Here is a 24,025-nt window from a genome sequence, read left to right as displayed (position 1 = left end):
GCACGGGACACTACAAGGAAACGATGGGTCAACTCGTCGCGCTCAGCGACAGCAGGGCTGTCTGGACGTGGACCGGCCTGCTTCTGGCCGCCGCGATCGTCGCGCCGTTCCTGCTCGGCAACTACCAGGTCACGCTGATGGTTTCGGCGCTGATCGCCATCATCGGCGCCGTCGGGCTCAACATGCTGACCGGCACCACCGGGCTGATTTCGCTCGGCCAGGCCGGCTTTCTCGCCGTCGGCGCCTATACCAACGCCATCCTGATGATGGATTACGGCTGGCCGGTCTGGCTGTCGATCCCAGCAGCGGGCCTGATGGCGGCGCTGATCAGCGTCTTCGTCGGCGTGCCGTCGCTGCGGCTCAAGGGGCTCTACCTCGCCATCACCACGCTCGCCTTCTCCTTCATCATCAATCACATCATCCTTTATGCCGAAGGCGTGACGCACGGTCCGAACGGCGTCTTCGTCTCCGGCGCGAAGGTCCTCGGCGTCGACCTGCAGCGCGGCAAGGCGCTCTATTTCCTGACGCTCGGCATCACCGTGCTCGTCATCCTCGCGGCGCTCAACATACAGCGCACGCGCATCGGCCGTGCCTGGATGGCGATCCGCGACCACGACATAGCGGCGCGGGTGATGGGCGTCGACCTCGTCCGCTACAAGCTGCTCGCCTTCGCGATCAGCTCCTTCATCGTCGGCATTGCCGGCGCGCTGATCTCGCTGCAGATCCGCTTCGTCAATATCGACGTGTTCGCCCTGATCCTGTCCATCGAGGCGCTCGCCATCATCATCCTGGGCGGGCTCGGGTCGATCGCCGGCGCGGTCCTGGGCGCGATCTTCCTGTCCTTCCTGCCGGAGGCGATCCGGCTGTTCTTCGAAGCCTTCGCCGACCCGAATTCGACCCTCTACACGACCTATGTCTACGAGATCCGCGGCATCGCCTACGGCATCGTCATCGTCGCCTTCCTGCGCCTCAAGCCCGAAGGGCTGATCGGATTGTGGCGCGACATCCGCAAATACTGGAGCAACTGGCCGCTCGCCTATTAGCCGGCAACAGACCGGCGAGGCGGGCATCATAGGAGGAAACGGAATGAGAAACGGACTTATCGCATTTGCCGCCGCACTGCTGGCGTCGACAGCCGCCTACGCAGCCGACCCGGGCATCACCGACACCGAGATCAAGATCGGCGACGTCAACATCATGACCGGTCCCGCCTCCTTCATCGGCAAGGCGGTTTCGGTCGGCTCCAAGATTGCCGCCGGTGAGATCAACGAGAACGGCGGCGTCAACGGCCGCAAGATCACGGTCGTCACCGAGGACGACGGCTATGTTCCGGCCCGCTCCTTCCAGGCGCTGACCAAGCTCATCGAGGTCGACGGCATCTTCGCGCTGAATGGCACCTCCGGCACGGCCAATGTGCTGGCCATGATGCCGCTGATCGAGGAGCACAACCTGCCGACGGTTGTGACCACCGCGCCCAACGAACTGGTCTACGAACCGGTCCGTCCGTCGGTCTTCACCATCGGCGCGTCCTATTCCGATGCCTTCTACGGGCAACTGAAATATATCCACGACAACATGAAGGTGGAGAACCCCGTCTACGGCCTGATCCGCCAGGACGACGATTTCGGCGGCGCGATCGAGCAGGGCTACGAAAGGGCGGTGAAGGAATTCGGCGTCAAGGACGCGCTCCGCGTCCGCTTCAAGAAGGGCACGGCGAACTACGCGGCCGAGATGGCCCAGATGAAGCAGGCGGGCGTCAATGTGCTGGCCAATGGCGGCATCATTGCGGGCGCGGCCAACATCCTCGGCGAAGCGCGCAAGCTCGGCCTGGACCTCCAGGTCGCCGGCGTGTGGAGCGAGGACATGCCGCCCTCGGTCAATCTCTCGGCACCCGCCGGCTACGACTATCTGGTCGCCGATTATGTCGCGCTCGACGGCCCGGCCATCGACGCCTTCATGGAGAAGGCCAAGAAATATGCCACGCCCGAAGAGGTCGCCGCCATCAACCGCTATACCTACGTCACCTATGTCGGCCTGCATTCGCTGGCCGAGGCGATGAAGCGCTGCGGCCAGGAACTGACGCGCGAGTGCACGATCGAACGGCTCCGCGGCCTCAAGGATTTCGACACCCAGGGCGTAAGCGCGCCGATCAGCTTCGACAACGAGAAGCAGCTGTCCGGAACGGCGCTGAAGATCTACCAGCTCGATGCCAAGGACAAGACGTTCAAGACGCTGCAGGACTTTACCCAGTACTGACGAGCAGCCCGCCGGCAATGCGCCGGCGGACCCTTCCTCGACACAAACCAACGGTCGACTTTCCGACCGTTGGAGCGCGCGACCGCGCGCCGCGCCCGTTGGCGCGAAAGCCAAAAAAGGAGTCTTGCCGCGATGCCGCTGCCTGCTGCCTGGGCCGGGCGCCTCAGCCTGCCCGTCGTGTCGGCCCCGATGTTCCTTATCTCCGGGCCGGACCTCGTCGTGGAAGCGTGCAAGGCCGGCGTCGTGGGCACCTTTCCGGCGCTCAACCAGCGCACGAGCGCCGGATACGGCGACTGGCTGGACGAGATATCGGGGCGTCTCGGCGCCGATGCGGCACCCCATGGGGTGAACCTCGTCGTGCATGGCAGCAATCCGCGCCTGGAAGCCGATCTCGCCATCACCATCGAGCGCAAGGTGCCGCTGGTCGTCACCTCGCTCGGCCTCAACCGCGACCTGATCCGCGACGTCCATGCCTATGGCGGGCTTGTCTTCCACGATGTGACGAACCTGAAACATGCGGAAAAGGCGGTCGAAGCCGGCGTCGACGGCCTGATCGCGGTGAGTTTCGGGGCCGGCGGCCATGCCGGGATGATCAGCCCTTTCGCCGCGCTGCACGAGATCAGGAGCATCTTCGACGGCACGCTGCTCCTGGGTGGGGCGATGTCGACCGGCGCCCAGATCGCCGCCGCGCGGATGATGGGCGCCGACCTCGCTTATGTCGGCACGCGTTTCATGGCGACCAGGGAGAGCCTGGCCGTGCAGCGCCAGAAACAGATGATCGTCGACGCCAAGGCTGCCGACATTGTCTATACGCCCGCGATCAGCGGCGTGCCGGGCAATTTCCTGCGCCCGAGCATAGAAGCCGCCGGCCGCGATCCGGACGACCTGACGCCGCCGTCGAGCTACAATTTCGGCACCACGGACGCCAAGGCCTGGAAGGACATCTGGGCGGCGGGCCAGGGCGTGGGGGCGATCGACGACGTGCCTGGCGTCGGTGAGCTGTGCGCTCGCATCGCTGCCGACTACCACGCTGCCGTGAGCGGCGCGACGGACGGGCTCATGAGCGGACTGCGGTAGCTGAGGGCGGCCTACTCTCGAGATCGGGTGGGTCCTTCCTGCCCAGTGCGGCGTGCTGTCCTTAGGTCGAGCACTGCCGCACGAACCCCCTCTGGCTGCTTTGCAGCCATATTCCCCTCAAGGGAGGAGAAAGGCGAGGCTTCATTTCAACGGCTTCAGATTGGCCTCGATCTGGGCGCGCTTCGGCTCGAGGAAGGGCGGCAAGGCAAGGCTTTCGCCGAGCGTCTCCAGAGGCTCGTCGGCGGTGAAGCCCGGGCCGTCGGTCGCGATCTCGAACAGGATGCCGTTGGGCTCGCGGAAATAGAGCGAGCGGAAATAGTAGCGCTCGACCTCGCCGCTGGAGGGAAGGCGGAACTCCTGCAGGCGTTCCGTCCATTTGTGCATCGCCTCGACGTCGGGTGTGCGGAAGGCGACGTGATGGACGCCTCCGGCGCCTTGCCGGGCAACCGGCAGGTCCGGCTGGACCGCGACATGAAGTTCGGCGGCGGGACCGCCTTGGCCCATGGAGAAGACATGGACCTCGCCGATGCCGTCGGGAGAGACATAGCTCCGCTGTTCCGCCATGTTCATCACATGCACGAGCATGAGGGCCGTGTTGGTGAGATCCGGCACGCTGAGCACGACCGGCCCCAGCCCCTTGATCTGGTGCCGCGCCGGCACCGGGCTCCTTTCCCAGGGATGCGCGGGGGCGGGGCCGCCGTCGTCGATGAGACGGAAACGCTGCCCTTCGCCATCCTCGAAGTCGAGCGAAGCGCGGCCGTCGATCTCGGCGATGTCGCCGGCAGTCACGCCCAGTTCAGTGAAGCGCGCTTTCCACCAGGCGAGCGTACCGGCGCCGGCAACCCTGAGGCCGGTGCGCGCGATGCTGTGGGTGCCGCGTCCTTCGCGGCCCACGGGCCAGTCGAAGAAGGTGAGGTCGGTGCCCGGCGTCGCCTGGCGGTCGGCGTAGAAGAGGTGGTAGGCGCTGGTGTCGTCCTGGTTGACGGTCTTCTTGACCAGGCGCAGGCCGAGTACCTCGGTATAGAAGCGAAGGTTCTCGCGCGCATTGGCGGTGATCGCCGTCAGATGATGGATGCCGGTCAGTTGCATGGCTTTCCTCCGGATTTCTTCCTGGCGTCAATATCGGTCCTGGAAACGCGCTGAAGAAGTGCGCGATGCTGAACGGACAGTTCGACGGGACAGGCCTTTTCCACCCGCCGGACAGCCTCCGACGCGACCGAGCCAAGCAGGAGAAGGTCGGCGGGTGCGCGGAATTTGGCGCCTATTGAAGCGGTCTCACTCCTTCACGGCCCCTGTCAGGGACGACACGTAGTACTCCACGAAGAAGGAATAAAGGATGACCACCGGCAGCGATCCGATGAGGGCTCCGGCCATCAGCGCGCCCCACTCATAGACATCCGAACGCACGAGTTCGGTCAGCACGCCGACCGGAACGGTCTTGTTCTCCGAGGACTGGATGAAGGTCAGCGCGTAGATGAACTCGTTCCAGGAAAGCGTGAAGGCGAAGATGCCGGCCGAGATCAGGCCCGGCACGGAGAGCGGAAGTACGATCCGCGTCAGGATCTGCCAGCGCGTGGCGCCGTCGATGAGAGCGCATTCCTCGAGCTCGAAGGGGATCGAGCGGAAATAGCCCATCAGCAGCCAGGTGCAGAAGGGGATCAGGAATGTCGGATAGGTCAGGATCAGGGCAAAGCGCGTGTCGTAGAGTCCGAGATTGAACACCATCACGGCCAGCGGGATGAACAGGATCGAGGGCGGCACCAGATAAGCCAGGAAGATCGCCAGTCCGATCGACCGTGACCCGGTGAAGCGGAGACGCTCGATCGCGTAGGCCGCGAGCACCGAGGCGACCAGGGAGATGAAGGTGGCGGCGACCGATATGATGATCGTATTGATCAGCCAGCCGGGGTAGGAGGTCTCGAACAGCAGGTAGCGTATGTGCTGCAGCGTCGGGCGGACCACCCACAACGGGCTGTAGCTGCTGTAGTCGGTCATCTCGTCATTGGGCTTCAGCGCCGTGATGGTCATCCAGTAGAAGGGAAAGAGCAGCACGAACATGAAGACCGCGAGCGGGACATAGATCGTCACCACGCGCCGCGGCAGGCTCTGCAGATAGCCCATGCCGCCTTCGTCGCCTTTGGTCGTGCTTGAGGTGGTCATTCGAAGTCCTTGCGCGCTGGACCGGGTATTTTGGCCACGGGAAACGCCTACTTCTCCTTCGACGGAAGGAGAAATGCCGATGGTTGCATCAATCCCTCCCTCCCTGCTGCCATCGCCGTCTTTGCAGCCCGAAATAGCTGAACAGGATGGCCGCGAGCAGAAACGGGATCATCGCCACCGCAATCGCCGCCCCCTCGCCGAGCTGGCCGCCGGAGATGCCGCGCTGGAAGGACAGGGTTGCCATCAGATGCGTCGCGTTCACCGGACCGCCGCGCGTCAGCACATAGATCAGCTGGAAATCGGTGAAGGTGAACAGCACCGAGAATGTCATGACGATGGCGATGATGGGGGTCAGCAGCGGCAGGGTGACGTGCCTGAACAGCTGCCACCGGTTCGCCCCGTCCAGCGTCGCTGCCTCGTAGAGAGAGGGCGAAATCGTCTGCAGACCGGCAAGCAGGGTGATAGCCACGAAGGGGATGCCGCGCCAGACATTGGCGGCGATCACCGAAGCACGGGCATTTTCGGGGTCGCCGAGAAAATTGATGCGGCCGTCGATCAGGCCGAGTTCCTGGAGCGCCCAGGAGATGATCGAGAATTGCGCGTCGTAGATCCACCAGAAGGCGATGGCCGACAGCACCGTCGGCACCACCCAGGGCAGCAGCACGACAGCGCGGAAGAACGATTTTAACGGCAGGCGCTGGTTGAGGATCAAAGCGAGCCAGAGCCCCAGTCCGAACTTCAGGACGGACGCAACGATGGTGTAGAGCAGCGTGTTGAAGACGGAGAGCCAGAAGACGCTGTCGTCCCACAACAGCTCGTAGTTCTCCAGGCCCACATAGATGCCGGGCCGACCGATACGCTCGTCCGTGAAGCCGAGCCAGACGCCGAGCCCAAGCGGATAGGTCAGGAACAGGAGCAGCAGCACGGCCGCCGGCACCATGAAGCCGAGGCCCAGCCAGTTATGGCTGTTGGTCATGCGCGACAGCGCCGAACCGCGCGGCTGGGCTTCGCTCAATTCCGAGGAGGTGGAGACCATCGAACCATCCCGTTTCGCCTGGAGCGCCGCTCGCCCATTCCGCCCAAACTGCCAATCGTGCTTTCCGGTAATCAGGTACGACTCTCGGGCCGATGTGGCAGGCGTCGGGCGGCGCCGCAGCAGGACGCCGCCCGCGATGCGGTCAGACCCGGTAGTAGCGATTGGCCCGTTTCTCGGCCTCCTCGATTGCCTCCTGCGGCGTAGCCTGGCCGGTCACCGCCTTGGCGAACATGTCGACCAGGACATAGTCGGCCATGGTCGCCGCCGATGCATAGCCCAGCGGTCCGGCATAGCCGTTGGGCCGCAGTGTTTCGGATGCCTTGGCATAGGGCGCGTTGTTGGGATCGGCGCTCCAGACCGGATTGTCGGCGAAGCCCTTCAGCGTCTGGCAGCAATATCCGGCCGAGGATGTGATCCATTCCGACATCTGCGGCTGCTCGAACATGAACTGCAGATAGGCCTGCGCCGCATTCGGGTACTTCGTGTATTTGAAGATGACCGCCGTGGTGACCTGATAGAGTTCGACGGACTTGCCGATGGGGCCGATCGGCAGGTTGGTGGTACGGATGTCCTTGGCGATCTCGGCGAGCTTCGGATCCTTGTCCGGATTCATCTTGGCCGAGTAGTAGGCGGAAATGCCGTTGGCGATGACGGACAGTTCGCCGGCCAGGAAGGCGCGATTGTTGTTGACGTCGAGCCAGCTCTCGGTTCCGGGGATGAAGGTCTTGTAGAGCTCCATCGCGTAGTTGACGGCCGCCATCGTCTCGGGGCTGTTGATCACCACCTTGCCGCTCTCGTCGACCATCCTGCCGCCATGGCTCCAAAGCAGCCAATGGGCGTAGTTGTTGCCGTCGCCGACGCCGTGGCCATGGGTGAAGCCGGCGGGATGGCCGTTCTTCTGCAACGCCTTGCACAGCTCAAGGAACCCGGCCGTGTCCTTGGGGAACTCGGAGAAGCCTGCTTCCTTCACCCAGCTTTCGCGATAGACGATGGCGTTGCCGATCGTCGCCAGCGGCAGGCCGACCATGCGGCCTTCCCGCGTCGCATAGTCCTTGGGCCCGTCGTACCAGCCGCCAAATTTGCCGCCGAGATAGTCGCCGAGCTCGGTCACGTCGAGCAGCTTGTCAGGATATTGGTGGGGGTCGTCGAACCAGACGAGCATCAGATCGGGCCCCGAGCCGACATTGGCCGCCACCGCAGCCTTGGGCCGGATATCCTCCCAGCTCTCCTTGTCGACCCGGACCTCGACGCCGGTCGCTTCGGTGAAGCGCTTGGTGTTGGCCAGCCACTGGTCTTCGTCGCCCTTGACGAAGGGCGACCAGCGGAGAAGGCGCAATGTCGCGCCCTCTTCCGGCTCGTATTTGAGCTCCTGGGCGAAAGCCGGCCGATTGCCGAAACGGCTGCCGATGGCACCGGCAGCCAGTCCGGCTGCGGTCTGAATGACACCACGCCTGGTGAATTTCATGCTGTGCTTCCTCCGTTGATTGCAGTCCTCTGGTCGTATGCACTCCTCATGCGGCCGGCATTCAGCCGGCTAACGCTGGCGTAAGGAACTGAACCGTGCACGAGGCGATGCCGGTCAGGACGCTCGCCGCCGTCGCACATCGCCCGGGACAGGCTTCGTCCCGGGTCGGGGACTTTCCGCCCACGGTCGAGGGCGCCAAAACATCCTCCTCGCCGGACCGTTCCGGAAATGCTACCCAGGGCACCGGGTGGAAGATGACATGGCAAGGCGGGGATGCCAAGCCGTCTGCGCGAGCTTCGGGTGAATTGTACACGCAAAAGTTGTAGATGCGACTTGCCGGCACCTCCGCAATTGTCTACTAGTCTATATTCCCGCTCGAAGGTTTGGAGGGTTGCTTGCGTCTCCTGTTGCCGATCGTTTCCTGCTTCGTGCTCGCCACGCCGGCGCTCGCCCAGACCGTCGATGCGGATGGTGCGGCGCGTCTCACCGACAGTCTTTCGCGTTATGTCGGAAAGGACGCCTTCGACCGGAAGATCCTCGCGGTCGCGCCGGAAGCCGGCGCCTATCGCTTGAGCTTCGATATCGAGCCTCTCGCAGCGATGCTCCCGGCGAAAGCCAAGGTCAAGTTCGACATTTCTCCCTTTTCAGTTCTGGTGAAGCCGCTCTCCGACGGCAAATGGGACGTGGTCGGCGATACGATACCCGACGGGGCGCTCGAGACGGAAGGTCCGAACGGCCGCCAATCCATGAAGTGGACGGTCTCCGACGGGAGGTTCGCGGGCGTCTACGATCCCGCGCTGGCAGCCTTCCCGACCGCGTCGGGCTCGCATGCGGGCATGGCCGTGGCCTCGCGCGATGCCGCAGGCGACATGCAGTCGACCACGGGCGCCGGCACGTTCCGATCCACGGGGGTCGCGGCGCAAGGCGGCGGCGTCGACATCAGCTTCAACCAGTCCGTTGCCGATTTCGTTCAGAACATGCAGGTTGCGGCCGAGGCCGGCGGCGCCACGATGCCCGTCACGCTCAAGGCCGCAAGCCTTACCCTCGAAGGCACCGGCAAGGGCTATCGCACAAGCCAGCTTCTCGACCTCGTCGCCTTCGGCGTCGCCAATTCCGACGAGGCCAAGCTGAAGGCCAATCAGGCGGAATTGAAGAGGCTGCTGCTGACGGCGTTGCCGATGTGGAACAGGCTCGACGGAACCTACCGGTTCGGCGATCTCGATGTGACGACACCGGTCGGAAACTTCGGCGCCAAGACGGTGTCGTTCGGCTTCGGCATGGATGGCGTCGTCCAGAACGCGACCGTTTCCTACAAGATCGGATTGGCCAGCCTGGCCATCCCGACCGGCGCTGCCGGAGTGGAGCGCCACGCTGCTGCCGACCGATGTCGACCTCAATCTCGACGGTGTCGGTTTCGATTTCCAGGATATGGCAAAAAAGGTGATCGATAGTTTCGACCTCAATCGGGACGCGGTGGTGCCCGACGAGGTCGGCGCGGAGATCGCCGCGGATTTCCTGGCCAGGCCGCCCAAGCTGGTGATCGCGCCGAGTTCCATGAAGAACCGGGATACGCAGGTCTCGCTTGCCGGCGAAGTCACCTTCGTGGGGACGGAGCCGAATGCCGACGTGACGGTCGACGTCGCCGGTTTCGACAAGATGTTCGAGAATCTCCAGGCCGCCTCCAAACAGGCGCCGGAGCTTTCGCAATATCTTCCGATGGCTCTCATCGCCAAGGGCTTCGCCAAGCCTCAGCCCGATGGCAGCCTGCGCTGGAAGGTCGTCCGGAAGGCCGATGGCTCGGTCAGTATCAACGACGTTCAGCTGAAGGGCCCCGACGCGCCGTCAGGCGAGGGGAAGGCTCAGTAGGGCCTGCTGCCAGGGAGCGAGTAACGAATAGCGAATAGCGAATAGCCAGTAGCGAATAGGGGAAATGAGGGATTGCCGCCAGCGGCGGCTGGATTAGCCTACTCGCTACTCGCTACTCGCTACTCGCTACTCGCTACTCGCTCACCCCAGGACGGTTTTCACCGCCTCCACGGTCTTCGCCACGACGATGTCGGCTTCATCGCGTGTCAGGCAGAGCGGCGGGGCAAAGCCGAGTATGTCGCCTTGCGGCATGGCACGCCCGATAACGCCGCGCTCGGCGAGAGCTGCCGCCACCTGCGGTCCGACCTTCCTTGCTGCATCGAAGAACACGCGGTCGTCCTTGTCGGCGACGAATTCGACGGCCGCCAGCATGCCTTCGCCGCGGATGTCGCCGACATATTTGTGGTCGGCAAGCGCGGAAGCCAGGCCGGCACGAAGATAGGCGCCGGTCTCGCCGGCGTTCCGCACCAGGTCGAGTTCGTCGATCAGCTCCAGATTGGCGATGCCGGCGGCCGCGCAGATCGGATGCGCCGAGTAGGTCCAGCCGTGGCCGAACGAACCCAGCCGGTCGGATCCCTCGACGAGCTTCTGCCAAAGCTTCTCCGAGACGATCACGCCCGACAACGGTGCATAGGCCGAGGTCAGACCCTTGGCGATGGTGATGAGGTCGGGCTCCATGCCGTAGTGGTCCGATCCGAACATGCTGCCGAGCCGTCCGAAGCCGGTCACGACCTCGTCGGCGACGAGCATGACGTCGTATTTGTTGAGCACCGCCTGGATCTTCTGCCAATAGCCGGCCGGTGGCGGAACGATGCCGCCGGTGCCGAGGACCGGCTCGCCGATGAAGGCGGCGACCGTGTCCGGTCCCTCGGCCAGGATCAGTTCCTCCAGCTTGTCGGCGCAATGCTGCGAGAACTGCCCCTCGCTCATGGAGCGATCGGCACGGCGGAAATAGTACGGCGCTTCTGTGTGGAGCACCGGCGCGCGCGGCAGGTCGAAGGCGTTGTGGAAGAGCTCCAGGCCGGTGAGCGAGCCCGTCATCACGCCGGAACCATGATAGCCGCGCCAGCGCGAGATCAGCTTCTTCTTCTTGGGGCGACCGAGCACATTGTTGGCGTACCAGATCAGCTTGATGTTGGTCTCGTTGGCGTCCGAACCCGACAGGCCGAAATAGACCCTACTCATGGTTTCGGGGGCGCGGTCGACGATCATCTTGGAAAGTCGGATCGAGGCTTCCGTGCCGTGCCCGACATAGGCGTGGTAGTAGGCGAGCCGGCCGGCCTGCTCGGCGATCGCATCGGCGATCTTCTTGCGGCCGTAACCGACATTCACGCAGTAAAGGCCGGCAAAGGCATCGAGGCTCGTGCGCCCCGACGTGTCGGTGATGTAGACGCCCTCGCCACCGGCGATCACCCGGTTCGGCGTCTCGCCCCGCGCATGCATGCCCATATGGGTCGAAGGATGGAAGAAATGATCCCGGTCCCAGGCGGCGAGTTCGTTCGAGTGGTCGAGCATGTCAGACACTCCGATGTGATGTTATGAGGGCAGGAACGCAAAGACCCCTTGTATGAGGAAATCCTGCTATGGATGAGGAGTTGGCTCTGCAGGGGTGGCCACCCCTGCAGAGCCGGTCGATTGTCGGATCGGAAACCCCTGAGCCGTTGCTGGCTGAGGATGAGCGTGATCGCAGTCGACTTTCTTCATCGGACCCGGATGGTTGCTTGAACACCCTGGTTCGCATTAACGCAAGGTTGGGTCGACGAAGATGAACGATACTAGCATGAAATGCGCCGGTGTGGATGTCTCCAAGGCCACGCTCGACGTTGCCGTTTTCGACGGGCAGCGTTTTGTGGAGACCAACGACGCCGCCGGCCACCGCCGGCTGGCGGCGCGGCTGACGGCGGCCGGGGTCGAACGGGTCGGCATGGAGGCGAGCGGCAACTACGAAGCCGCCGTCAGAGCGGCGCTCGAAGCGGTGGGCTTCGCGGTCAAGGTCTTCGATCCGCGTCAGGTCCACGGCTATCGCATCTTTCGCGGTCGCCGTGCCAAGAATGATGCGATCGATGCCGATCTGATCCTCGCCGCCACGGCGGCGCTGGGCAGCGGCGGCGCGGCGGCCGATCCGCGGCTGGCGGCCTTTCAGGAGCACATGACGCTGATCGACGCCCTCACCGACGACATTGCCCGGCACGAGACCCGGCGTGACCGCTTCAGCGATCCGGCGCATCGGCGCTACCTCGAGGCCGAGATCCGGCGGTTGAGCAAGCGCAAGTCCAAGGAGCTCGCCAAGCTCATTGCAAAGGTGAAGGCCCATGCCGATCTGGCCAAGCGGTTCGCCCTGCTGCTGAGCATCCCCGGCCTGGGCGAGATCACCGCCCTGGTCTTCGTCGTGCGCATGCCCGAACTCGGCCGCTTGAGCCGAGCCGAGGCGGCGGCGCTCGTCGGCGTGGCCCCCTTCGACCACGACAGTGGAACCCATGCCGGACAGCGCCGCATCGCGGGTGGACGCCGGCGGCTGCGCAAGGCCGTCTACATGGCGGCCTTCTCGGCCGCCAACCACTGGAACCCGATCCTCGTGGCCTTCAGGAAACGTCTGGTCGACGCGGGCAAGACCTACAAACAGGCGATCGTCGCTTGCGCCAGAAAGCTGGTCCACATGGCCAACGCTGTCCTCGCCAGAGGAACGCCGTGGAACCCTCAAAATGCCAGCGCCTGAATCATGGTTGCTCATCCGACCTCGCTTCGCGAGGCCACCTTCTCCCACAAGGGGAGAAGGGAAGGCTGCAGCGATGCTTCCGCTAGTTGTCGACGTCGATGATTTGCAGAACCGCTGAAGCCAGGCTCCAGCCTTCTCCCCTTGTGGGAGAAGGTGGCCTCGCGAAGCGAGGTCGGATGAGGGGTATGCCAGGGAAAGACGCATCGCAAGAGTCGCTCTCAAGCAGCGTCGAGGCAGAGATATTTGAGCTCGGTGAAGGCCTCCAGCCCATGGCGCGACCCTTCGCGGCCGAGGCCGGACTGCTTGACGCCCCCGAAGGGGATCGGCGCGCCCGTGATCTTCACCCGGTTGATCGCGACCATGCCGTAGTCGAGGGCGCGGCCCATGCGCAACTGGCGGGCGCCGTTCTCCGTCACGACATAGGCCACGAGGCCGTATTCGGTGTCGTTGGCGCGCGCCACCACTTCGGCTTCGTCGTCGAAGGGAACCACTGCGGCGACGGGCCCGAAGGTCTCTTCGCGCATGATCAGCGCGTCGTCGGGCACGTCGGCGAGCAGCGTCGGTTCGAAGAACAGGGGCCCGGCCGCATGGCGTCGGCCGCCTGCGAGCAGGCGTGCGCCTCGTGCCAGCGCATCGGCCACCTGCTGCTCGACCTTGGCAATGGCGCGCTCATGCATCAGCGGGCCGATATCAGCGCGCTCGTCGAGGCCCGGCGCCGTGTTCAGCTCCGCTATGGCCGCGGCGAAGTGCCGGCAGAATTCCTCATAGGCCGGGCGCTCGACATAGATGCGGTTGGCCGCCAGACAATCCTGGCCTGATGTCGCGAATTTCGCGTCGAGTGCGATGCTGATTGCCTTGGCGGGGTCGCTGTCGGCGAACACGATCAGCGGGGCATGGCCGCCGAGCTCCATGACCAGGCGTTTCATGGTCGGCGCGCATCGTCCCGCGATCAGCCGGCCGATGGCGGTGGAACCGGTGAAGCTCATCGCCCGCACCCGCGCGTCGTCGCACAGGCGGCCGACGATCGTCTCGGCCTCGCCGGTCACGACGTTGAAGACACCGGCGGGCAGGCCGGCGCGTCCGCCGAGCTCGGCGAGCGCGAGGGCGGAAAGCGGCGTCTCGGACGAGGGATGCGCGACCACCGTGCAGCCGGCGGCAAGTGCGGCGGCGGCCTTGCGGGTCAGCATCGCCGAAGGGAAGTTCCACGGTGTGACGAGACCGACGACGCCCAATGGCTCGCGGCGCACGATCATCTCGGCATGGGCGAGATGGCTGGTGACGCCTTCGGCGTTCGCCCGCTTTCCTTCCTCGGCATACCATTCCACGAAGGAGGCGGCGTAATCGATCTCGCCCAGCGCCTCCCTGAGCGGCTTCCCCTGCTCCAGCGTCATCAACAAAGCCAGGTCGTCCCGCGCGGACATGATCAGTTCGAACCAGTCGCGCAGGATGCGCGCGCGGTCCTGCGCGGCCATGCTGCGCCAGGCCGGGAAGGCGCGCGCGGCCGCATCGATCGCGGCGCCGGTCTCGGCGGTGTCCAATCCTGCCACCCAGCCGACCAACTCGCCGCCGGCCGGATCGCGCACCTCGAAGCCCCGTCCGGCCGCGCCGGCCGTCCATTGGCCGTCGACATAAGCGAGTTCGCGCAGCAGCCGGCGGTCGGCCAGCCGGTCGAGAGCGTCATGACGGTGCATGCGGGCGAAATGCGCGGACATCGAAAGGGGCCTCCCGTTCGGCTTCGGAACGAGACTACGCGGCGGCGGCCGGAAAGGGTGGCTGTTTGGCGTGGCTGCGATGGAGAGATTGGCTGATTTAGGGTCGGGGAGGAGAGAGATCGTCTTTCCGGGATGTCCCGCCTGCGACAGCCCCGCGCCTGGTATCTCTGGACGGGTAGGCTTGGGCCTTCTTTGGTGCGCCCTTCGAGGCTCGCTGCGCTCGCACCTCAGGATGAGGGAGGCTGGCGCTACACACCCAGGATAAGCGAGGTTGGCGCTTCCCACCCAGCACGAGCGAGGCTGGTACGCCAACACCCGGGATGGGTGAGGCTGGCACTCCGCACCTCAGTCCGAGGACGGCGGCACTACGTCCCTCATCCTGAGGTGCGAGCGCAGCGAGCCTCGAAGGACGCACCGAATGTCGGCCCCCAAAAACGCAAAGAGCCCCAATCTCGGTGGAGCAATACCTATTTCGAGCCCTCCGCATCAGTCAGCGCCGCCACCGGCAGCACGACATTCTCCTTCACCGCCTTGGTGACGATGTAGGTGAAATAGCGGTCGATGCCGATCTCGCGCTCAAGCAGCCGATCGACGAGCCGCTGATAGGCGTCGATGTCACGGGTCATGACCTTGAGGATGTAGTCGACGCCGCCGCCAACCGCCCAGCAGGCGACGATGTCAGGAATGTCGCGCACGGCCTTTTCGAAGCGGTCGAAATCCGCCTGGCGGTGGTTGCCGAGCGTCACTTCCATCAGAACGGTCGTCACCGGAGCCACATGGCGCATTGCGATCCTGGCGTGATAGCCGGCGACGATGCCGGCCTTTTCGAGTTTCCTCAGCCGCATCCAGCAGGGCGTCGGCGAGAGACCGACCTTCTCGGCCAGAGCGAGCTTGGTGATGCGTCCGTCGCGCTGGATCGCGTCGAGGATCTTCAGGTCGATCGGGTCCAGCCTGACGCCGGTCATGATTCCGTTCCGTGATTGCCGTGCGATCCACATGACGCGGCAAGATTTCGATTGTCAATTGCACTGATTTCGATCTCATATGGATCATGACATTGTGGCGCCCCGACCCAGCCCTGATCCGCCGCCCGGCATATCTCTCGCTCGCCGATCAGTTCGCGCGCGCGATCCATGACGGGCGCTTGCCGAACGGCACGAGGCTGCCGACGCATCGGCGACTTGCGGAGGACCTTGCGCTGTCGGTCCAGACGGTGAGCCGCGCCTATGAGGAACTGATCCGCCGCGGCCTCGTTTCCGGCGAGATCGGCCGCGGCAGCTTCGTCCAGGCCAGGCGCGCCGAGCCCGAACCTCCCTACCTGCCGGAGCGACCGGGCGAGGTGATCGACCTGTCCATCCTGAAGCCGGTCTGCGAGCCGATGCATCATCAGCGCCTCAAGGAGGCCTTGGCCTGGCTGTCGGAAACACTGCCGTCGAGCTCGGCCTTGTCGTTCCGGCCGAACGTCGTCTTCCCGCGCCATCGAGCCGTGGCCGTCGAATGGCTGAAGGAATGCGGCCTGACCGTGTCTCCCCAGAATGTCAGCCTGACCAACGGCGCTACGGCCGGCATGACGGTGGCATTGATGAGCGTGGCGCCGCCGGGTTCGACGGTCGCGACCGAGGCGATCGGGCACCACACGCTGGTGCCGCTCGCAACCTATCTCGGCTTCAATCTCGAAGGACTTCCGATCGATCGCGACGGGCTGGTTCCCGAAGCGCTCGACGAGGCGTGCGCCCGGTCCGGCATCCGTGCGGTCTTCGTCCAGCCCTCGGTCATCAATCCCACGGCGACGCTGATGAGTGCCGGGCGGCGCGAAGCGATCGTCGCGGTGGCGCGCAAGCACGACGTCGCGATCATCGAAAACGACGTGCTCGGGCCGCTGGTCGAGAGCCGGGCGCCGCCGCTGGCCGCCTATGCGCCCGAACGTACGCTCTATGTGACGAGCTTCACCAAGGTCACCGTGCCGGGGCTGCGCATCGGCTATCTCGCCGCGCCGGACCGCTATGTGGCCGCCGTCGCCAATCGCCATCTCGTGTCGAACTGGATGGCGACACCGATGGTCGCCGAGATCGCAACGCGCTGGGTGGCTGACGGGACCGCGATGGAACTGGTCCGCTGGCAACGCGCAGCACTCGCCCGCCGTCACGACATCGCCGACGATGTGCTGCAGGGCATGACATATAATGCGCATCGAAGCGGGTTGCATGTCTGGCTGCCGCTGCCCGGTGATCGCACCGAGGAGGGTTTTGTCGCCCAGGCGCGGCTGCAGGGGGTCGCGATCGCGCCCGGCCTGTCGTTCCGAACCTCAGACGCGCCCTGGCAGCCGGCCGTGCGCATCTCGCTCGGATCGACCACCGAGGGTGAACTGCGGGCCGGCCTCGGCACCGTCGCCAAGCTTTTGCAAGGGGATCCGGAGCCGCTGCTGCTGGCGATCTGAACGATCGATTCGCGCAAAGTGTCACCGATCAGGAATTATTGTCATGATATTATTTTATCAATTGACATGATTTGAAGACTTCCCCATCGTCAAGGGCATCGGCTCTCCAGCGCGGAGACAGGCATGTCCACACCCATCATCGACATTGACGGCATCACCAAGAGCTTCGGCGCATTCAAGGTGCTGGACGGACTGTCGATGAAGGTCATGCCGGGCGAAAAGCTGGCACTGATCGGACCGTCGGGCTCGGGCAAGACGACGATCCTGCGCATTCTGATGACGCTGGAGCGGATCGACGGCGGCCATATCCGCATCGGGGGCGAGCAGCTCTATCACATGGAGCGCGAGGGACGGCTGGTGCCCGCCGACGAGCGCCATCTGACCAGGATGCGCCGGAAGATCGGCATGGTCTTCCAGCTGTTCAATCTTTTTCCCCACAAATGCGTGCTCGACAATGTCACCCTGGCGCCGATGCTGACCAAGGGCATCGCGCGCCCGGCGGCCGAGAAGCGGGCAATGGAACTTCTCGACATGGTCGGGCTGGCCGACAAGGCCAAGGCCATGCCGGCGCAGCTTTCGGGAGGGCAGAAGCAGCGCGTCGCCATCGCCCGGGCTCTCGCCTTGTCGCCCGAAATCATGCTCTTCGACGAGGTGACCTCGGCGCTCGACCCCGAACTCGTGGAGGAAGTGCTCACCGTCATGCGCAGGCTCGCCGCCGAGACCGACATGACCATGCTGCTCGTCACCCACGAAATGGGATTCGCTCACGATTTCGCGGACCGGGTTCTGTTCTTCGATCGCGGTCGCATCGTCGAGGAAGGCAAGCCCGACGAGATATTCCGCCATCCCACGCAGGAGCGAACGCAGGCCTTCCTGCGAAAGATCATCGCGGCCGGACATCGCGTCTGACCGCCATGCCGCGGCGGTGTCGCCGCCAACATAACCGGAAGAACCACAGGAGTTTGGGAACAATGAGGAAGATTTTCGGAATTCTGGCCGGCGGGGCAGGAGCGGCGGCGGTCGCCGGAATATTGCTGGCGTCGGGGCCGAGCTCGGCCGACGGCGACAAGCTGGAAGAATTGAAGGCGCAAGGTTTCGCCCGTGTCGCCATAGCCAACGAGCCGCCCTTCACCGCCGTCGCCGCCGACGGCAAGGTCTCGGGCGCGGCTCCCGATGTGGCGCGGGAGATCTTCAAGCGCCTCGGCGTGCCGGAGATCGTGGCCTCGATCTCCGAATATGGCGCGATGATTCCGGGCCTGCAGGCCGGCCGCCATGACGTCGTCACGGCGGGGCTCTTCATGAAGCCGGAACGCTGTGCGGCCGTCGCCTATTCGGAGCCGGTGCTGTGCGACGCGGAGGCTTTTCTCCTGAAGAAAGGCAATCCGAAGGGGTTCAAGAGCTATGCCGACATCGCCAAGGATCCGACCGGCACGATCGGCGCACCGGGCGGGGGCACCGAAGAGAAGCTGGCCCTCGAGGCCGGTGTTCCGCGCGACCGGGTGATCGTCGTTCCTGACGGCCAGAGCGGCCTGAAAATGGTCCAGGACGGGCGCATCGATGTCTATTCGCTGCCGGTGCTTTCGATCAACGATCTCGTCGAGAAGGCAAATGACCCCGGCCTCGAAGTGGTTGCCCCGGTCGTCGGCGCGCCGGTCTATTGCGACGGAGCCGCCTTCAAAAAGGGCGATGAAGCGCTTCGTGACGCCTACGACGTCGAGCTTGCCAAGATGAAGGACTCCGGCGAGTTCGCCAAGATCATCGAACCCTACGGCTTTTCGGCGGCGGCGGCCATGTCGACCACGCGCGAAAAGCTCTGCGCGGCGAAGTGAGCTGAGCGCGAAGTCCTCCCGCCTCAGAAGGGGCCGGGCGAAAACGAAGGGCGACGGCTCACCGGCCTTGTCTTGCTTCGCTCGGCACTTTCCGTCGAGCGGGGGAGGGCGCCCGGCTGGGTCCTCCTCGGCATAGACTTCACGGAGTACGGCTACCGCATGACCCAATGGTCCGGCTATCTCGGTCTGATCGTCGACGGCGCGCTCGTGACCATCCAACTGACGGTCATGGGCTCGGCGCTGGCCCTGGTCGTGGCCTTCCTTGCGGGCCTTGGACGACTGTCGCGTTTCTTCGCGGTGCGGGCGCTCGCGACCGCCTATATTGAATTCTTCCGCGGCACTTCGATCTTCGTCCAGCTGTTCTGGGCCTATTTCGTCTTGCCTTTTGCCGGGTTCAGCCTGACGCCATTGCAGGCCGGCGTGTTGGCGCTAGGGCTGAATGTCGGGGCCTATGGCGCCGAGGTGGTGCGCGGCGCCGTCCAGTCGATCGGCAAGGAACAATATGAGGCCTGCGTGGCGCTCAATCTGGGACGCTGGCAATCGATGCGCCACGTCATCCTGCCGCAGGCCTTGCTGGTCATGCTGCCGACCTTCGGCAACAACGCCATCGAGCTGCTCAAGGCGACCTCGGTCGTTTCGCTGATCTCGCTCGCGGACATGACCTTTCAGGCGCAGATCGTGCGCGCCCAGACCGGAAACACGCTGGTGCCCTTTGCCACGATCCTGGTGCTGTACTTCATCATGTCGCTGGCCATCTCGCAGGCCATGCGGTGGCTCGAGCGCCGAATGGCCCGCGGCCTCGACGGCGTGAGGGCCTGACCATGGAATGGGACTGGGATTTCGTCCGGCAGATCCTCCCGACCCTGATCGAGGGCGTGAAGATCACCATCCTGGCGACGTTGCTCGGCGCGGTGCTCGCGGCCGCCATCGGCCTGGCGATCGCTCTGGCCCGCCGCTCGCCGAACCGGCTGGTGTCGCGGGGCGTCGGCTTCTTCGCCGAATTCATCCGCGGCACGCCGCTGCTCGTGCAGCTCTACTTCATCTTCTATGTGCTGCCCGATTTCGGCGTCCTGCTGCCGCCCCTGGCGGCCGGGGTGATAGGGCTAGGCCTGCATTATGGGACATATGTCGCCGAGGTCTATCGCGCCGGGATAGACAATGTGCCGCGCGGCCAGTGGGAGGCGGCCAAGGCGTGCAATCTCAGCGCTGCCCAGACCTGGACGAGGATCATCCTGCCGCAGGCGATCCCGCCGATGATTCCGGCGCTGGCCAACTATTTCATCGCCATGTTCAAGGAAACTCCCCTGCTCTCGGCGATCACCGTGCTGGAACTGATGAACCAGGCCAAGAGCGTTGCCAACAGCTATTATCGCTACATCGAACCGATGACCCTGGTCGGTGTCTTCTTCCTCGTCATCAGCCTGTCTTCCGTCGTCCTGCTGCGCTGGCTCGAGCGGCGCTACGGAAAGATCGAGTATTGAGCGCCATGGATATCGACATTCGCCTCAGCCCCCAAAAGCCGGCGCTGGAAGCGCGTCCGCTCGAGAAAAGGGTGGGCCTGATCGTCCTTGCCACCGATCATACGACCGAACCCGACTTCCGCCGCATGGTGGCGAGCGAGCGCATCGGCGTCTATGTCGCCCGCATCTTCTACGCGAATCCGACGACGCCGGAGAATCTGCGGCGGATGCAGCCGGCGCTTACGGAAGGCGCCCGCCTCATCCTGCCGGGCGAAACGCTGGATGCGATCTGCTACTCCTGCACCTCGGCTTCCGTCGTCATCGGCGACGCCGAAATCGAGGCGGTGGTCAAGGAGGCCAAACCTGCCTCGATCGTGGTGACGCCGCCCTTGGCCGCGATGCGAGGGCTGAAGGCTTTCGGGGCGAAGCGGATCAGCATCCTCACGCCCTATACGGTCGAGACCAGCCGGCCGATGGCCGACTATTTTGCAGGTCGCGGCTTCGAGATTGCGAGCTTCACCTGTCTGGGATTCGACGACGACCGTGAGATGGCCCGAATCCCGCCCGCGTCCCTCCTCGCCCTCGCGCAGGCGGCGACGGCACCCGATGCCCAGGCTCTGTTCATCTCCTGCACGGCTCTGCGGGCCGCCCTTGCAGCGCCGGCGATCGAACTGGCGATTGGCCGACCGGTCGTGACGAGCAACCAGGCAACCGCGTGGAACTGCCTGCGGCTTTGCGGCGACGAGAAGCCGCGGCCGGAATTCGGCCGGTTGATGACGATGCAGTTGGCAGCCGAGTGAGAACCGCCGTGGGCTCCGTCTCCCTTCCCGATGTCAATGCTGCGCGTGATCGCATCGTCGGCAGGATCGTGCCGACGCAGATGGTCCTGTCGCGCTCGCTCTCCGATGCGATGGGTGTGCCTGTCCACCTGAAGCTGGAACACCGGCAGACGACAGGGAGCTTCAAGCTGCGCGGCGCCTCCAATGCGGTGGCAATGCTGAAGCTGGCGGAGAAGGCGCGTGGCGTCGTTGCCGCCTCGACCGGCAATCACGGTCGGGCGCTGGCGCATGCGGCGAAGCTCGAAGGGCTGCGCGCGGTGATCTGCATGTCGCGCCTGGTGCCGGCCAACAAGCTCGAAGAAATCAGGCGGCTCGGCGCGGAGGTTCTCATCGTCGGAAACAGCCAGGACGATGCCCAGGAAGAGGTCGACCGCCTTGTCGCGGAGGAAGGGCTCACCATGGTGCCGCCCTTCGATCATCCTGGTGTCATCGCCGGCCAGGGCACGCTCGGGCTGGAGATGCTGGAGGATGTTCCCGATGCCGGCACGATCCTGGTGCCGTTGTCCGGTGGCGGTCTGGCGGCCGGCATTGCGGCGGCGGTGAAGGCGACGAAGCCGGAGATCAAAGTAGTCGGCGTCTCCATGGCACGCGGGGCCGCCATGAAGGCGAGCCTCGATGCGGGTCGGCCGGTATCGGTCGAGGAGGTGCCTACGCTGGCCGATTCACTCGGCGGAGGCATCGGCCTCGACAACCGCCTGACTTTCTCGATGTGCCGCGACCTCCTCGACGACGTGGTGCTGTTGTCCGAGGAAGAGATCGCGGCCGGCATCCTTCATGCCTACGGCCAGGAGCGCGAGGTGGTCGAGGGTGCGGGCGCGGTCGCCATCGGCGCCCTGCTTTCCGGGAAAGTGCGGCCGGTTGGTCCGACCGTGCTGCTCCTGTCCGGCCGCAACATCGACATGGTGCGGCATCGGGCCATCGTCTGCGCCCAGCCTGTCGAAGGGACGACCAAATGAACCGGATGACCGTGCTCACCGAAGCCGAGTTGCGCAGGATCGTAAGGCTCGATCTCGACGCCGTTGCCTGCGTGGAGAACGCGTTCCGGGCGTTGGCAACGCTGCCGGTCGTCATGCCGCCGATCCTCAGGCTGGACATCCCCGAGCATCATGGCGAAGTCGACGTGAAGACCGCTTATGTACCCGGGCTCGACGGCCTCGCCGTTAAGGTCAGCTCCGGCTTCTTCGACAATCCGAAACTCGGCCTGCCCAGCGGCAACGGCATGATGATGCTCCTGTCCGCCAGGACCGGTCTGGTGGAGGCGCTGCTGCTCGACAATGGCTACCTCACGGATGTGCGCACGGCGGCGGCAGGAGCGGTGGCGGCCAAACATCTGTCGCGCGAGGACTCCTCCGTCGCCGCGATCCTCGGCGCAGGCCTGCAAGCCACGCTTCAACTGGAGGCTCTGATGCTAGTCCGCTCCATCCGGGAGGCCAGGATCTGGGCACGCGATCCTGCCAAGGCTGAAGTCGCGGCAGCGAAGCTCAGTGAAAGGCTCGGCATTGCCGTCCGCGCAGAACGTGATCCGCAACGGACAGTCGCCGGCGCCGACATCGTTGTAACCACGACGCCCTCGAGCGAGCCGTTGCTGACTGGCGTCGAGGCCGGGCAGCACGTAACCGCCATGGGCTCGGACGCGGAGCACAAGAACGAGATCGCTCCGCCGATCCTGAAGCGCGCCGATCCTTATGTCGCCGACAGCGCGAAGCAGACGCGGCGTCTGGGCGAACTGCACCATGCCATCGCGGCCGGTCTGATGGCAGCCGATGAAGACGTGACCGAACTCGGCGACGTGATTGCGGGCCTGCGTCCCGGCCGCCCTTCGGCCGATGCGGTGACGCTGGCCGACCTGACCGGCACTGGCGTGCAGGACACGGCGATCGCCATTCTCGCCCGCGATCGCGCGAGGGCTGCCGCGGCGGGCACGGCTTTCGACAACTAGCCCCAAGCATCCGGCCGAGGCGACCCAAGAAACGAGGACCCAGCGACAGATGACCATGCCCGATCTCAAATTCTCGCGGCAAGAATATGCGGACCGCCTCGCAAAGACCCGGCGCGCCGTGGAAGCGAGAGGCATCGACCTCCTTGTCGTCAGCGACCCCTCGAACATGGCCTGGCTCACCGGCTATGACGGATGGTCGTTCTACGTCCATCAGGCGGTCATCGTGCCGCCCATCGGCGAGCCGGTCTGGTTCGGGCGCGGGCAGGACGCAGCCGGGGCGAAACGGACAGCCTATCTGGGCCATGACAACATCGTCGGTTACGCCGACCACTATGTGCAGTCGACCGAGCGCCATCCGATGGATTTCCTCTCGCAGGTGCTGGCCGGCCGGGGCTGGGACAAGCTCGCCATCGGCGTGGAGATGGACAATTACTGGTTTTCGGCCGCCGCCTTCGCGTCGCTGACGAAACATCTGCCGAATGCCCGTTTCAGCGACGCCACGGCGCTCGTCAACTGGCAACGCGCGGTAAAGAGCCCGACAGAAATCGACTATATGCGCAAGGCTGCGCGGATCGTCGAGGCCATGCATGCCCGCATCGTCGACAAGGTCGAGGTCGGCATGCGCAAATGCGACCTCGTCGCCGAGATCTATGACGCGGGCACGCGCGGCGTTGACGGGATCGGCGGCGACTATCCGGCGATCGTGCCGCTGCTGCCATCCGGCGCCGATGCGGCCGCTCCGCATCTGACCTGGGACGACAGGCCGATGCGGGCGGACGAAGGCACCTTTTTCGAGATCGCCGGCTGCTACAACCGCTATCACTGCCCGCTGTCGCGCACCGTCTTTCTCGGCAAGCCGACCCAGGCCTTCCTCGACGCGGAAAAGGCGACGCTCGAAGGCATGGAAGCGGGGCTGGCGGCGGCGAAGCCCGGCAACACCTGCGAGGACATCGCCAACGCCTTCTTCGCGGTCCTGCGCAAATACGGGATCGTCAAGGACAACCGCACCGGCTACCCGATCGGGCTCTCCTATCCACCGGATTGGGGCGAAAGGACGATGAGCCTGCGCCCCGGCGACCGCACCGAGCTGCAGCCCGGCATGACCTTCCACTTCATGACCGGCCTATGGCTGGAGACGATGGGGCTGGAGATCACCGAGAGCATCCTGATCACCGAGACCGGTGTCGAATGCCTGGCGAACGTGCCGCGGAAACTTTTCGTCAAGGACTGAGG

General features: G+C 64.8%; 22 protein-coding genes. 15 read left to right on the top strand and 7 right to left on the bottom strand.

All coding sequences use genetic code 11. The features are described from left to right. The first annotated feature begins 23 nt into the window (after window positions 1-23). From JN302_RS00760 to JN302_RS00750, 3 genes are all read left to right on the top strand, one after another. Window positions 24-1,043 (top strand): branched-chain amino acid ABC transporter permease, encoded by a 1,020-nt coding sequence (locus JN302_RS00760; protein ID WP_244846145.1) that lies wholly within the window; start codon window positions 24-26, stop codon window positions 1,041-1,043. Between the two features lie 43 nt (window positions 1,044-1,086). After that, window positions 1,087-2,256, top strand: coding sequence for an ABC transporter substrate-binding protein (locus JN302_RS00755; RefSeq protein ID WP_202309644.1), 1,170 nt, complete (start codon window positions 1,087-1,089; stop codon window positions 2,254-2,256). Between the two features lie 132 nt (window positions 2,257-2,388). Beyond that, a complete protein-coding gene (locus JN302_RS00750; RefSeq protein ID WP_202331255.1) occupies window positions 2,389-3,333 on the top strand; it encodes an NAD(P)H-dependent flavin oxidoreductase in 945 nt (314 codons plus the stop codon). 141 nt (window positions 3,334-3,474) lie between these two features. Here the strand turns inward: JN302_RS00750 and JN302_RS00745 are convergent, their stop codons facing one another. The 4 genes from JN302_RS00745 to JN302_RS00730 form a co-directional block, all read right to left on the bottom strand. Further along, window positions 3,475-4,422, bottom strand: coding sequence for a ring-cleaving dioxygenase (locus JN302_RS00745; protein ID WP_202331254.1), 948 nt, complete (start codon window positions 4,420-4,422; stop codon window positions 3,475-3,477). 186 nt (window positions 4,423-4,608) lie between these two features. Continuing rightward, window positions 4,609-5,493 carry a carbohydrate ABC transporter permease gene (locus tag JN302_RS00740; protein WP_202309641.1) on the bottom strand — a complete coding sequence of 295 codons (885 nt, stop codon included), beginning with the start codon at window positions 5,491-5,493 and terminating at the stop codon, window positions 4,609-4,611. Window positions 5,494-5,581: 88 nt separating this feature from the next. Further along, window positions 5,582-6,469 carry a carbohydrate ABC transporter permease gene (locus JN302_RS00735; protein WP_244743718.1) on the bottom strand — a complete coding sequence of 296 codons (888 nt, stop codon included), beginning with the start codon at window positions 6,467-6,469 and terminating at the stop codon, window positions 5,582-5,584. 202 nt (window positions 6,470-6,671) lie between these two features. Beyond that, window positions 6,672-7,994, bottom strand: coding sequence for an ABC transporter substrate-binding protein (locus tag JN302_RS00730; RefSeq protein ID WP_202331253.1), 1,323 nt, complete (start codon window positions 7,992-7,994; stop codon window positions 6,672-6,674). 395 nt (window positions 7,995-8,389) lie between these two features. Here JN302_RS00730 and JN302_RS00725 point away from each other — a divergent pair, with 395 nt between their 5' ends. Both JN302_RS00725 and JN302_RS00720 read left to right on the top strand, forming a co-directional pair. Beyond that, a complete protein-coding gene (locus JN302_RS00725) occupies window positions 8,390-9,445 on the top strand; it encodes a hypothetical protein (protein WP_202331252.1) in 1,056 nt (351 codons plus the stop codon). Next, on the top strand, window positions 9,435-9,860 hold the full coding sequence (locus JN302_RS00720) for a hypothetical protein (RefSeq protein ID WP_202331251.1): 426 nt from the start codon (window positions 9,435-9,437) through the stop codon (window positions 9,858-9,860). The genes JN302_RS00725 and JN302_RS00720 overlap by 11 nt, the downstream gene beginning before the upstream one ends. A gap of 141 nt (window positions 9,861-10,001) precedes the next feature. Here the strand turns inward: JN302_RS00720 and JN302_RS00715 are convergent, their stop codons facing one another. Continuing rightward, the gene (locus tag JN302_RS00715) at window positions 10,002-11,375 is read right to left on the bottom strand and encodes an aspartate aminotransferase family protein (RefSeq protein ID WP_202331250.1); all 1,374 of its coding nucleotides are present in this window, start codon (window positions 11,373-11,375) and stop codon (window positions 10,002-10,004) included. A gap of 250 nt (window positions 11,376-11,625) precedes the next feature. Here JN302_RS00715 and JN302_RS00710 point away from each other — a divergent pair, with 250 nt between their 5' ends. Then, the gene (locus JN302_RS00710; protein ID WP_202331249.1) at window positions 11,626-12,576 is read left to right on the top strand and encodes an IS110 family transposase; all 951 of its coding nucleotides are present in this window, start codon (window positions 11,626-11,628) and stop codon (window positions 12,574-12,576) included. A gap of 218 nt (window positions 12,577-12,794) precedes the next feature. On the opposite strand, the gene JN302_RS00705 is transcribed toward JN302_RS00710, so the two are convergent. After that, entirely contained in the window at window positions 12,795-14,288 is a 1,494-nt protein-coding gene (locus JN302_RS00705) for an NAD-dependent succinate-semialdehyde dehydrogenase (protein ID WP_202309636.1), read from the bottom strand. Between the two features lie 467 nt (window positions 14,289-14,755). Beyond that, window positions 14,756-15,253, bottom strand: coding sequence for an Lrp/AsnC family transcriptional regulator (locus JN302_RS00700; protein ID WP_202331248.1), 498 nt, complete (start codon window positions 15,251-15,253; stop codon window positions 14,756-14,758). Window positions 15,254-15,339: 86 nt separating this feature from the next. On the opposite strand from JN302_RS00700, the gene ehuR reads away from it, so the two are divergent. The 9 genes from ehuR to doeA all read left to right on the top strand — a co-directional run bounded on the left by ehuR (window position 15,340) and on the right by doeA (window position 24,023). After that, the gene (gene ehuR, locus JN302_RS00695; protein ID WP_202331247.1) at window positions 15,340-16,725 is read left to right on the top strand and encodes a MocR-like ectoine utilization transcription factor EhuR; all 1,386 of its coding nucleotides are present in this window, start codon (window positions 15,340-15,342) and stop codon (window positions 16,723-16,725) included. 123 nt (window positions 16,726-16,848) lie between these two features. Next, window positions 16,849-17,634 (top strand): ectoine/hydroxyectoine ABC transporter ATP-binding protein EhuA, encoded by a 786-nt coding sequence (gene ehuA / locus JN302_RS00690; RefSeq protein ID WP_202309633.1) that lies wholly within the window; start codon window positions 16,849-16,851, stop codon window positions 17,632-17,634. 62 nt (window positions 17,635-17,696) lie between these two features. Next, a complete protein-coding gene (ehuB, locus tag JN302_RS00685; protein ID WP_202309632.1) occupies window positions 17,697-18,554 on the top strand; it encodes an ectoine/hydroxyectoine ABC transporter substrate-binding protein EhuB in 858 nt (285 codons plus the stop codon). A 159-nt stretch (window positions 18,555-18,713) separates the two neighbouring features. Further along, a complete protein-coding gene (gene ehuC, locus JN302_RS00680) occupies window positions 18,714-19,373 on the top strand; it encodes an ectoine/hydroxyectoine ABC transporter permease subunit EhuC (RefSeq protein ID WP_202309631.1) in 660 nt (219 codons plus the stop codon). Window positions 19,374-19,375: 2 nt separating this feature from the next. Then, window positions 19,376-20,035, top strand: coding sequence for an ectoine/hydroxyectoine ABC transporter permease subunit EhuD (gene ehuD, locus JN302_RS00675; RefSeq protein WP_202309630.1), 660 nt, complete (start codon window positions 19,376-19,378; stop codon window positions 20,033-20,035). A gap of 5 nt (window positions 20,036-20,040) precedes the next feature. Continuing rightward, complete coding sequence (gene eutA, locus JN302_RS00670; RefSeq protein WP_202309629.1) at window positions 20,041-20,814, top strand: ectoine utilization protein EutA; 774 nt, start codon at window positions 20,041-20,043, stop codon at window positions 20,812-20,814. An 8-nt stretch (window positions 20,815-20,822) separates the two neighbouring features. Further along, window positions 20,823-21,809, top strand: a complete 987-nt coding sequence (gene eutB / locus JN302_RS00665; protein WP_202331246.1) for a hydroxyectoine utilization dehydratase EutB — start codon at window positions 20,823-20,825, stop codon at window positions 21,807-21,809. Further along, entirely contained in the window at window positions 21,806-22,792 is a 987-nt protein-coding gene (gene eutC, locus JN302_RS00660) for an ectoine utilization protein EutC (RefSeq protein ID WP_202331245.1), read from the top strand. Before eutB ends, eutC begins: the two co-directional genes overlap by 4 nt. Before the next feature lie 49 nt (window positions 22,793-22,841). Beyond that, the gene (gene doeA, locus JN302_RS00655; RefSeq protein WP_202331244.1) at window positions 22,842-24,023 is read left to right on the top strand and encodes an ectoine hydrolase DoeA; all 1,182 of its coding nucleotides are present in this window, start codon (window positions 22,842-22,844) and stop codon (window positions 24,021-24,023) included. Window positions 24,024-24,025: the final 2 nt, after the last annotated feature.

Origin of the sequence: Mesorhizobium sp. L-8-3 (assembly GCF_016756615.1) — a bacterium.
Taxonomy (GTDB): Bacteria; Pseudomonadota; Alphaproteobacteria; order Rhizobiales; family Rhizobiaceae.
Note: the sequence above shows the minus strand (reverse complement) of the source record. Positions and strands in the feature narration are given on the sequence as shown.